Raw genomic sequence first — 9,334 nt, 5'->3', positions numbered from 1 at the left:
TGCGTGGACCACGTTCCCTCCCCGCCTGCCGATGAGCAACTGGACGGTCAATCATCAGCGCGTGCATATGCACGTACTTCGTGGGAAGGATACAGCACGGTCATTCGCACGTGCATATGCGAGACCGGCCCCAGGGTGTGGTTACTGGCCGTGCGCTTCGGCCGACTTGCCGGCCGGCATCTCCCCGTCCGCTCCGGATGCGCCGAGGTGGACGAAAAACAAGATCGTTATTGCTGTTCGGGTGGTGGCCGTTTTCCGATCACCGTTATCACGAAGCGTATCGGTTGACGCCGAGCGCTCCCCCCCGTCGTTCGGGCGTGGACGTCTGGAGCGTCGAGCTCGGGGTGTGGGGGCTGGAGCGTGGAGGGCTGCCCGGGATGTGGCGGTTTTTGCTGGCCGCATGCGTTGCACATGGTCCCGGTGCGCTAGTATTCTTACTATCTGTAATTTTGTTAATTCTCGTCGTTATCGCCGCGTACGGTTCGTCCGCTGCGGGGCACCACCGCTTGGCCAACCTGGGGGACGGTCATGGTGCTGGGACGGGTTGAGCGGCTCGTCGAGCGGGTCGCGGTGGTTGAGCAGGTCGCGGCCGAAGTCAGCCTGCGTACGTTGCGCAATCAGTGGGACGAGGTTGGGCAGCAGCTTCTCGACCTGCTAAGAACCCCCGAGCTGCTGCGGATCACCGAACTGGACCGCCGGCTCGCCGGTTTCGACATCGCCGCCTTCCGTTCCGCCAGCACACGTGTCGAGCGGGACCGACGTGTCGAGGAGCTCGTCGCCGTCCACGACGGTGCCAACCGCCGGCTGTGGGAGGCCGAACGGGCCCGTGACAGCTGCCGGTCGGCCGCCAGCGACGCGGCCACCGCCCTCGCGGCGGTCGAGCGGGCACGTTCTGATCTTGCTGAGGCCATCCGGTTACGCGCCGAGGTCCAGCGGTTGGAAGCCAGAGCCGCTCACACCGCTTCCATGGTGCTTTTCGCCGAGAGACGGTTACGGGATGCTCGCAGACAGCGAGACAGGCTTGCCAACGACTGGCGGAGTGACCGGTTCGGCAACCGCAACGAGCGATCGCGTCTTGGGGGCCTCGTGTCGCGACGGCAGAGCGAGTTCGGCGCAGCCGTGGCGGCAGCCGCCGAGGCGGACCGTCGGCTCTGTCAGCACCGCGCGCGTGTCGAGCCGCTGATCACCGCTCACGAACGGGCCGCCGCGTCGGTGACTGCCGAGGAGATCGCCCGTCGGGACGCCGCCGCGGGCCGGGCGTGGTCGGCGCTTGCGGAGGCGAACCGGGTCTGCCGTGCCATCGCCGAGGAAATCGATCATTGTGAGGCTGCCCTGGCCGAGGTGGCCCGACAGCCAGGCGCGACCGACGAGGACCGGCAAACGGTCGAGGACGCGGAACGCGATGGCTGTTCGGCGCTCATCCGTGAGCGGGAACGCCTGGTGGAGCTCGTGGCCCCGCTGCTCGCCCGCCGCAGGGATCTGGAGCGGCGCTACGAGCAACTGTTCGCCGACGCGGCGGGATATCCGTCGGAGGAAGCCTGCTGACCGGCCGACGAGCTGGCGCGGACCGGCGGGAGGATAGAGACGGCCAGGAAGAGAACGCGGGATACAAGCCAGAGGTATCCGAGAAAGAACGTCAGGGCGCGCCGACGGGCCTGCCCACCGTACCGCTGGCCAGGACCTGGCGTCGCGTCAGCCGGGGAGGAGAGTTCCGCATGACCCGCGCCGGTGACGTCGTGGCGTTGTCGTGTCGTTCCGGCTCCGACAACGCCACGGACGAGACCTCTGCCGTATCTGCCCTCCTGCTTTCCTAGTTGTTCCGCCAGGGGCCGGTGATCGCGATGGTCAGGCCGTCGACCTGGGCGTTGGCGTACAGCCACGTGCCGTCCGGGGAGAACGTCACGCCGGCCCACTCACCGTCGGAAGCGACGTTGCGTGCCAGCGGATAGACGGTGCCGTCGTCACCCACGACGGTCAGGTAGTTCTCACCGTCGCCGTCCTCGGCGAGCACGATACGGCTGCCGTAGGGAGAGATGGTGATGTTGTCAGGGCCGTCGAAACGCCCGCCCGGGGCGATCCTGACCACCAGTTCGATGGTCGACTTCCGCGGGTTGAACTCCCAGACCTGCCCCTCGTGCACACCTGCCAGCCTGGAGCTGGCCTTGGCATAGCTGGAGACGATGTAGGCGCTCGTCCGCTCCCAGAAGATTCCCTCGGCCTTGGACACGCGGGTGACCGCGTTGTCGGCGAACTGCTTGCGGACCGGTGTGGTCGTCGCGTCCGGGTCGGGCACGTCGACCCAGGTGACCGGCAGTGTGGTGCCGAGCTCGGTGAACACGGAGAGATCGGGTACGTCGGCCACCGCGAGTGCCTGCAGCTTCCCGCCCGCCCGCAGGCTGCCCGGGCCGCCCAGCGGCTTCGCCGGCAGGAACCGGTAGATCAGCCCGAGCGGCGAGCCCGCGTCCTCGGTGAGGTACAGGACCCCGGTCTTGGGGTCGACCGCAACCGCCTCGTGCGCATAGCGCCCGAGCGCTTTCAGCGGGACGGCCTCGGTGTCGTTCAGGCGGCCCTGGGGATCCACCTCGAAAACGTAACCGTGCTTCTTGGTCAGGCGGGCATCCGAGGCCGGGGTCAGTTCGGTCTCCTCGCACGACAGCCATGTTCCCCACGGGGTGTGGCCGCCGGCGCAGTTGCGGATCGTTCCGGCGAGGCTCGCCACCTGCGAGAGCAGTTGGCCGCCCTCGACCGTGACGGTGGTGGTGCCGCCCGCGGCACCCGGGTCGTAGACGAGCCCGGGCAGGTGCGGAACCGGGTTCGCCGCGCCGGGGGAAAGCTCATGGTTACGTACCAGTACCGCATTGTTGCGCTTGCGTCCGGGGAAGGCGAACATGCCGTCCGGGAGCCCCGGAAGTTTCTCGCCCGTCAGCACCGTGTCCACACCGGCCCGGGAGAGAACCTTGTACTGGAAGCCCTTGGGGAGGTCGGCGATTTTTGCGGGGTCGGGGATGAGCTCCCCATAGCCGTGGAACCCGTTCGGCGTCGCGGCCGAGGCAGTCCCACCGAAGATCGAACCAACCGCTCCTGACAACACGAATCCCAGACCCGCCGTTCCGGTGCCGGCGATGACCTGGCGACGACTCACAGACATGGGTAATTGTCCCCTCTTTGAAATACCGGGTCAGCACGTTTGCAGACCTACGTGGACGCGAGGCAACACCCAGTCGAACGGCAGTCGACCATCTGATCTATGTATTCCGCCGGATACTGATCACGGGGCCGGATTCATTGAAAATTCATCGGAAGTTCCGTTTTTCGGAAATGCTGGATTCGGCTCGCGGCAAGCCGGGAGTCACTGCTCCCGGCACCCTCGCGGGCAATGCCCGTAACGAGCCCGCCACGGGGCCCTGCTCGGATCCGTCCAGCTTCTGCGTGCGCGGCCGCCGGGGCTCAGGCCCTCGCGGCCGCCGCACCGGTCGTCATGTGGTCTCCCGGGCCTCGCGGTCGAACAGGGCTTTCAGGCCTGCCAGGGTGATGATGGCGCTGATGGTCGCCCCGTTCGCCAGGATGATCGTTATTTCGTTGGTGAGCAGACCATAGCTCAGCCACAGAGTCACCCCCAGCCCGAGGATGCCCAGATAGGTCCAGGAGATGTCCCTGGCGGACCGTGTCCGCCAGGACCGCAGGAGCTGTGGCAGCCAGCATCCCGTCGTCAACGCGCCTGCCAGCAGGCCCAGTATCGTCATCCGCGTCCCCTCCCGTTGTTCCGGTCGAGGATATAGCCGAAGATATAGAGGTCTGCCGGAAGCGTTCCGAAAGATCCGAAAGAAAGGTGTTCACTGGCTGGCTGCCCCCTTGACCGTGCCGGTCGTGCCATGGCCTGACCTGCGGCTGTATTGTTTGCGTGCTCGAGGGGCGGGCGACGTCCTGTGATGCTTGTCATAGCGCGTCATGCGCGCTCCTGGGCCGGTGCACGGACGAATCCGCGTACCCACGGTAGCCGGTATGCCAGTGCCGTCGACGCCGAATACCCGCGAATACCCGCTGCGCGGGATGCTGTCGTTGAGTGTACCCGAGCGGCTTCGCCCTGGCCATTCGATGGAGCTCTGAACATTTGGCGGGGGTCGCCGGATGTTCTGGCATGAAATCCTTGGCGGAGGGGTGCGTCCGGCCGGTTCTCGCGTTACCGTCAACATGTCCACGTTGGTTGCCTGGCTTCGCCCCTGAGCCGTCGGAGTGATGGGCATGTACGTGCAGGTCGGCTGGCTGTCCGCGGGCTGTCGTAACCGGCCCGCATATTCTTCTGGTCGTGGGCCGCAATGAGCCGGCCCGTGGGCTGGGACGTTCTCGGCCTGGATGCCGATCCGACGCCTGGCGACCCCTCTGCCGTGCGGGATCTCGCGCGCCGGCTCCTGGAGTTCGCCGCGGACGTGGAACGCGCCCGCGGCCAGGTCGCCGCGCTGACCGCCGACGGGGCCGCGCGGTCCTGGCTGGGGCGGGCCGGCGACGGCTACCGGGACGAGCTCGGCGAGTTCCCCGGGCAGTTGCGTGCACTCGAGACGTCCCACCGCATGGCCGGGGACGCGCTGAACGCCTACGGGCCGGTCCTGGAGACGGCGCAGGCGCAGGCGGATGCCGCGCTCGCGAGCGGCCTGGACGCGTGTGCCCGCCGCGATCAGGCCCATGCGCTGGCCGCCCTGGCGCGGACCGCGCTGATTTCCGCGTCGCCCGCGGTGGCCATACCCGTTGCTGTACCTGCCACCGCCGTACCGGGCGTGTCGGCCTCAGGCCTCTTCGCCGGCCCGGTCGAGGCGCCTCCACCTGATCCGGCCCAGGTCACGTGGGCGATCCACGACCGTGACACGGCCATGGCCCGTCTCGAGCGGGCGAGAAGAACCTTCCAGGACGCGCAGGCCGACCTGGACACGGCCCGTCGCCTCGCCTCGTCCGCGCGGCAGATGCGGGAGGATGCCGCGACGATCTGCGCGGCCGCGATCCGTGCCGCTTCCCGGGCGGGAATCCGGAACAGGTCCCGCCATTTCTGGGAGGTCGTGACAGAACACGCCGGGCGATTCTGGAACGCGGCTGTCCGGGCCGCGAAAACCACCGTCGCCGTCCTGGGCGTGGTCGCGCCCGTCATCGGTGGGCCGGTCGCGTGGGTGGTGTTTGCCGCCGCGCTCGTGGTCCTTGCCGACACCCTCGCCCGGTATGGCGCCGGCCGCGCCTCCCTGGGGGATGTCGGGCTTGCGCTGCTCGGCTGCGTTCCCGGCGGCGGCGGGCTCGTCACGCTCGGCGAACTCGCTCGCGACGCACATGGCGCCGGCCAGGTCCTGACCGGGGGGCGGCTCCGTTCCGCGCCGGCAACCGGCGGCACCCGCCTTACGTCGCTGGCCGCCGACATCCGGAGCCTGCGGGTACGCACCAGCACACTGTCGCGGAACTTCCCGGGCCGGCACCCGCCGACGGGCGAGGGGGCCGTGAACGCCGACGGTGCGCCGCCCATCGCCGATGGCGCGACCGCCGGCTCGGCGGGTGCGACGGGGTAGGCCGGTGACGGAGGGCTCACGCCCACCGCTGAACAGAATGCCGCCGTGGACCGTTTCCTGGCGCAGGCCGCCGGGGCGGAACCAGATATTCGCGCAGCAACGTTATCACTGACGGTGGCACGTCGGCCAGACGCTGATGACAGCTTCGACGCGAAAACGATCGGGCACGCGCTGTACGAGCAGGCTCGGTTACCCGGTGCCAGCGCGGCGCGTCGAAGCGAACCCGACGCGGAACAGGACGCGGTCCTCGTCCGGGTACCTGTTTCGGCCGGCGCCGTGGATCTGACGCAGGGAGTGGATCCGACGTAGGGAGTGGAGACACACGGAACGCAGGCGGCGGATCCGACGTAAGGAGTCATGATGAGCCGGACGACGTACTACTTCGCGACCAATCCGTTGATTCCGGAAAAAGGGTGATAAGCGTTTTCCGTCACCGGAACGGTACGCGGCCCGTGGACGAGGTTTTCTCCCGGGACGGACGATGGCACACGACCGGCTACAGGGCTCCGCGCACCTTCTCCCATCCCCGATGACCCGCCCATCCCCGATGGCCTGTCCGTTCCCGTCGACTGTCGGATGCGGAGTGTCACCTGATTACGATCAGCGCTGTGCTTCCCGACCCCGGGTGGCCTGGCCTCGACCGGGCACATGCGCTGGCCGAGCAGGCGCTCACCTCATATGATCTTGGAGTTGCTCCCGTCGTCGGTCTGCTGGGAGTTTCGGAGAACATCACATACCAGGTGGACGACCTGGCCGGGGGGTGCCGGTGGGCATTACGGCTGTACCGGCCCGGCTACCACCCGCCTGAGGAGATCGTTTCGGAGCTGGCCTGGATCCAGGCGCTGCGTCATGACGGCGTCATCCGTACGCCGCGGGTGGTTCCGAGCCGTGACGGGGAACTGGTAACCGCGATCGCGCATGACCCACCCGTCCCGGGGGCGCGGTCGGCTGGTTCCGGTGGGCCGCGCTATGCGGCGCTCTTCGAGTGGGTGCGGGGATCCTCGCCGCATCCGTCGGACGCCGCGGGCCTCCTGCGTGGGTTCGGTGCGCTGGGTGAGATCACGGCGCGGCTGCACCAGCATGCCCGTGCCTGGCAGCCACCGGCTGGCTTCACCCGGTTCGCCTGGACGTGGCGGACGACCCTCGGATCGGAGGGCCGGTGGGGGAGGTGGCAGGACGGGATTCGCATCGCAGCCAACGGCGACCGGAACGGGCCGAAGATGATCGACAGTGACGGGATCGCCGTCCTGGCGCGGGCGGCCGAGGAGATCCGCCGCAGGATCGAGCGGTTCGGCACCGGGCCGGACCGGTTCGGTCTCGTCCACGCGGACATGCGCCTGGCGAACCTGCTGGTCGACGGGCGGTCGGAGGAGCCAACGGTCATCGACTTCGACGACTGCGGGTTCAGCTGGTACCTCTTCGACCTGGCCGCGTCCCTGTCCTTCATCGAGCATCGGCCCGAGGTGGGCGGCCTCGTCGATGCCTGGCTCACCTCCTACCGACAGCACATGCCCGTGTCGGCCGAGGAGGAGGGCATGATCGCGACGTTCGTCCTGTTGCGCAGGCTGTTGCTGGTGGCATGGCTGGGCTCCCGCCCGGAGGCGGACGCGGTTGCCAGCGTCGCCGAGTACGCGACGACATCCTGCGATCTTGCGGATGACTATCTCAGCGGATCATGTTCGCTGACTCTTCGGTCGTGAACATGTGATCTTCGCGTGTGTCCTGGGCTGTTGTGACGCAGTCGTTTCCCCCTGTAGTAGCTGGACGGTAGCGTCAGGGCGCGTGGAGGGCGTTACCCGATATGCAAGGATGAGCTCCCCGCTGGGGCCGTTGCTGCTCGCTGGTGATGATGTTGGCCTGTGCGCGGTCCACATGGGGGAGCGGGCGGCGGGCTCCGGGTGGCCGGAGGTCATCGAGCCGGATCCGGCGTCCCTGCGGGACGTGATCGAACAGCTCGAGGCGTATTTCATCGGTGATCTGCTTACTTTCGACGTCCCGCTGCATCCGGTCGGCACGCAGTTCCAGCGCGCGGTGTGGGAGGCGGTGGCGGCCATCCCCTACGGTGCGACCAGCAGCTACGCGGAGATCGCCAGAGCTGTCGGGCGGCCGTCGGCCTTCCGCGCGGTGGGGCTCGCCAACGGTCGTAATCCGCTTCCGATCATCATTCCGTGTCATCGTGTGATCGGCTCCAGCGGCTCTCTGACGGGGTACGCCGGTGGTCTCGGCCGTAAGCGGCACCTTCTTGATCTCGAGCGTCGCACCCTTGGCCGCGGCTATCAGGATGATCTCGGGCTCGCTACTCTCGATTCCGCCGATCTCGGGCCGCGTCGGTTGGCTCCGGAAGAACCGATCATGGCTGTTCCGTCGCCTCGGACCGTGACATAAGCGGTTGCTCGTCCGGACTGGGGGCAGGGCTCGACGACCACTGGTTCGATCATGTTTTCGTTGCGTAGCGTTTTGTTTTGTCTTTCTACAGGATGCGGTTGAGGCGCCGTGTGGCCCGTCCCGGTCCCTGTCGTGCCCGATTTGTTGATCTTTTGGATTCGTGACCCGGTCGTTCGATGTGTTATTTTGGGTATCCGATGATTTTGTGGTGGTTGGGGCGCTTCGTCGCCGGTGATGGATCATCTGGGCGGGCTCTGCTGTCCGCCTCTCTCCTTGCGTGGACGGTTGAGATGACCGCCAAAAGAAATGAATCAGTTACCCAATTCTGACACAACGACTTCGTGAAGTTGTGTTGTCCTCGTGTGGCGATGGTGGTCGGCGGGCGCCTCGTCGTTCTTGCTGACGGAGTACCTTGCTTGAACGCGGATCGAACGATGTCGGCGCATCCGACAATAGGATCTTGGATTGAGGAATGAGGGTGGGGGCGTGCACCCGGGCCCACCGGATCAACTTCCGGGCCTGCCGGATCAGCGTGACTGATCCGGCAGGCATCCCGGAATCGGTGGGAGCCCCGGGAGCACCGGCAAATATGATCGTGTCACTTCTGACCCGACGGTGACGGAGGAATCCGGGCCGTCGGTGACGCGCCGGGAACGCGGTCGTTCCGTCTTTGGTCCAGAGTGTGTCCGATGGATGTTGGTCGTCCGGGCGGTCGCCCGCGCGACCGAACATCCATCAGATACGCCATAGGCCAAGGCATCCGCCGTCATGTCGGACGCTGTCCCTGGCGATGTGGCACGACGTGATGTGACGTGGCGTCTCCGGTGATGTGGAGTTCCCGACGGGAAGCCCTCCGCCGTCAGCGGGACGCGCTGTTTGGTCGATACCAACTGGCCGGAAGGAGGAATGTGGCCGACAACACACAGGTGTCGGATGCGAAGGCCGCGGCCGGTAGGCAGCTTGCCATCCCTGGCGTGCTGGTGCTCATGCCCACGCCCGATTCCGGTACACCAGTGGCGGATCCCTCGGCCTGGCAACGCGCGGTGCTGCGCTCGCGCCTCCCGCGCGCCGCCAAGCTGGTCGCGCTCGCGCTCGCCAGCCACTGTGGCCTCCGCGTCGGCGAGCTGGTGGTCCCGGGCCTGGACGGATCCGTGGCGGTCTGCTCTCCGGGGCTTGTGACGCTGGCCTCCGAGACCGGCTACAGCCGTACCCACGTGCAGCGGCAGATCCGGCTGTTGCGGAATCTGGGCTGGCTGCTCGGGCTGAGCAGGCCCGCCGTTCGCCGGCCCGCGAGCTTCGCGCTGACCATGTCCGGTCAGGTCCGCACGGGCGGACCAGCCCCGGTGGTGACTGATACTCCGGTAGCGGCTGGCCCGGCTGGCCCGGCTGCTCCGGCTGCTCCGGCT

7 protein-coding genes and 1 pseudogene are annotated in these 9,334 nt (G+C 67.5%); 6 read left to right on the top strand and 2 right to left on the bottom strand.

The annotated features are described in order from the left end of the window. Positions 1 to 528 precede the first annotated feature (528 nt). Positions 529 to 1,545, top strand: coding sequence for a hypothetical protein (locus tag AC5LSR_RS08105; protein ID WP_250282971.1), 1,017 nt, complete (start codon positions 529 to 531; stop codon positions 1,543 to 1,545). 265 nt (positions 1,546 to 1,810) lie between these two features. Here the strand turns inward: AC5LSR_RS08105 and AC5LSR_RS08100 are convergent, their stop codons facing one another. Beyond that, the gene (locus tag AC5LSR_RS08100) at positions 1,811 to 3,148 is read right to left on the bottom strand and encodes an alkaline phosphatase PhoX (RefSeq protein ID WP_250282969.1); all 1,338 of its coding nucleotides are present in this window, start codon (positions 3,146 to 3,148) and stop codon (positions 1,811 to 1,813) included. A gap of 328 nt (positions 3,149 to 3,476) precedes the next feature. Next, entirely contained in the window at positions 3,477 to 3,743 is a 267-nt protein-coding gene (locus tag AC5LSR_RS08095) for a SemiSWEET family sugar transporter (protein ID WP_250282967.1), read from the bottom strand. A 573-nt stretch (positions 3,744 to 4,316) separates the two neighbouring features. On the opposite strand from AC5LSR_RS08095, the gene AC5LSR_RS08090 reads away from it, so the two are divergent. The 5 genes and pseudogenes from AC5LSR_RS08090 to AC5LSR_RS08070 form a co-directional block, all read left to right on the top strand. Continuing rightward, a complete protein-coding gene (locus AC5LSR_RS08090; RefSeq protein WP_493468310.1) occupies positions 4,317 to 5,543 on the top strand; it encodes a putative T7SS-secreted protein in 1,227 nt (408 codons plus the stop codon). 45 nt (positions 5,544 to 5,588) lie between these two features. Then, positions 5,589 to 5,852: a hypothetical protein gene (locus AC5LSR_RS08085; protein WP_250289589.1), complete on the top strand. Its 264-nt coding sequence runs from the start codon at positions 5,589 to 5,591 to the stop codon at positions 5,850 to 5,852. 299 nt (positions 5,853 to 6,151) lie between these two features. Continuing rightward, positions 6,152 to 7,243: a phosphotransferase enzyme family protein gene (locus AC5LSR_RS08080; RefSeq protein WP_250289587.1), complete on the top strand. Its 1,092-nt coding sequence runs from the start codon at positions 6,152 to 6,154 to the stop codon at positions 7,241 to 7,243. A 109-nt stretch (positions 7,244 to 7,352) separates the two neighbouring features. Further along, a complete protein-coding gene (locus tag AC5LSR_RS08075; protein ID WP_445548191.1) occupies positions 7,353 to 7,928 on the top strand; it encodes a methylated-DNA--[protein]-cysteine S-methyltransferase in 576 nt (191 codons plus the stop codon). A 908-nt stretch (positions 7,929 to 8,836) separates the two neighbouring features. Continuing rightward, positions 8,837 to 9,334, top strand: a pseudogene (locus tag AC5LSR_RS08070) (hypothetical protein); the annotation flags it as partial.

Source organism: Protofrankia sp. CiP1_Cm_nod4 (assembly GCF_982290645.1).
Note: the sequence above shows the minus strand (reverse complement) of the source record. Positions and strands in the feature narration are given on the sequence as shown.

What these genes read in the sequence shown, in the direction of transcription:
- AC5LSR_RS08105 (WP_250282971.1), top strand. Translation starts at nt 529, where the DNA reads ATGGTGCTGGGACGGGTTGAGCGGCTCGTCGAGCGGGTCGCGGTGGTT.
- AC5LSR_RS08100 (WP_250282969.1), bottom strand. Translation starts at nt 3,148, where the DNA reads ATGTCTGTGAGTCGTCGCCAGGTCATCGCCGGCACCGGAACGGCGGGT.
- AC5LSR_RS08095 (WP_250282967.1), bottom strand. Translation starts at nt 3,743, where the DNA reads ATGACGATACTGGGCCTGCTGGCAGGCGCGTTGACGACGGGATGCTGG.
- AC5LSR_RS08090 (WP_493468310.1), top strand. Translation starts at nt 4,317, where the DNA reads ATGAGCCGGCCCGTGGGCTGGGACGTTCTCGGCCTGGATGCCGATCCG.
- AC5LSR_RS08075 (WP_445548191.1), top strand. Translation starts at nt 7,353, where the DNA reads ATGAGCTCCCCGCTGGGGCCGTTGCTGCTCGCTGGTGATGATGTTGGC.